1 pseudogene is annotated in these 1,230 nt (G+C 68.7%); it reads left to right on the top strand.

Features of this window, described 5'->3' with window-relative positions:
• Window positions 1–109 precede the first annotated feature (109 nt).
• Window positions 110–1,230 (top strand): annotated as a pseudogene (locus ADL12_RS22210) (IS110 family RNA-guided transposase); the annotation flags it as partial.

Raw genomic sequence — 1,230 nt, 5'->3', positions numbered from 1 at the left:
CACGACGACTCGGCTGCCAATTAGGAATTGCGAATGATCGCTCCGTAGGGAATCGACAGCGAGGTCGTCCGTCGGGAGGCACCAGCACCACACCGCACGGAGGCACCACATGGCCGCAATCTGGGCCGGCATCGACGCTGGGAAGACCCACCATCACTGCGTCGCGATCGACGAGAGCGGCCGCAGGCTGCTGTCCCGACGCGTCTCCAACGACGAACCCGAGCTCCTCGAACTCCTCGCCGCCGTCCTGGCCCTGGGCGACGAGGCGACCTGGGGCATCGACCTGGCTGACGGCGGAGCCGCCCTGGCCATCGCGGTCCTCCTCAACCACGACCAGCCGGTGCACTACATCTCCGGCCGGGCCATCCACCGCGCCTCCGAGAGCTACCGCGGCGAGGGCAAGACCGACGCCAAGGACGCTGCCGTCATCGCCGACCAGGTCCGCGTCCGACGCGACCTGAACCCTTTACGGGCCGGCGACGAGACGGTCATCGACCTGAAGATCCTCACCGGTCGCCGCACGGACCTGGTCGCCGACCGCACCCGCACTGTCAATCGCCTCCGCGCCCAGTTGTCCGGCATCTTCCCCAGCCTGGAGCGCGCGCTGGACCTCACCAACACCGGCCCGCTCACTCTGGTGACCGGCTACCAGACCCCGGCCGCCATCCGGCGACTGGGTGCCAAGCGGCTGGAGACCTGGCTGCGCGACCACCATGTCGTCCGCGCCGACAAGCTCGCCGAGACGGCCGTCCAAGCCGCCGAACGCCAGCACACCAGCCTGCCCGGCGAGAAGCTGACCGCTGAGATGGTTCACACGCTGGCGCAGGAGGTGATGGCCCTCAACCAGCAGGTCGCCGAGCTCGACAAGCTCATCGAGGCCCGGTTTCGCGACCATCACCACTTCGAGGTGATCACCAGCATGCCCGGCTGGGAATCATCCTCGGTGCCGAGTTCCTGGCCGCCACCGGCGGCGACATGACCGCCTTCGGCACCCCCGACCGCCTCGCTGGCTTCGGCGGCGTCGCCCCGGTCCCGCGCGACTCCGGCAAGATCAGCGGCAACCTACGGCGTCCTCAGCGATACAACCGCCGCCTCCAACACGTCTTCTACACCTCGGCGTTGTTCAGCATCCGGCACTGCGACGAGTCCCGCCGGTTCTACGACCGCAAACGAGCCGAGGGCAAGCGGCACACCCAAGCTGTCCTCGCGCTGGCCCGTCACCGCGTCAAC

It is taken from the genome of Streptomyces regalis, from assembly GCF_001509475.1.
Lineage (GTDB): Bacteria > Actinomycetota > Actinomycetes > Streptomycetales > Streptomycetaceae > Streptomyces > Streptomyces regalis.
This window is presented reverse-complemented; position numbering and strand designations above follow the sequence as displayed.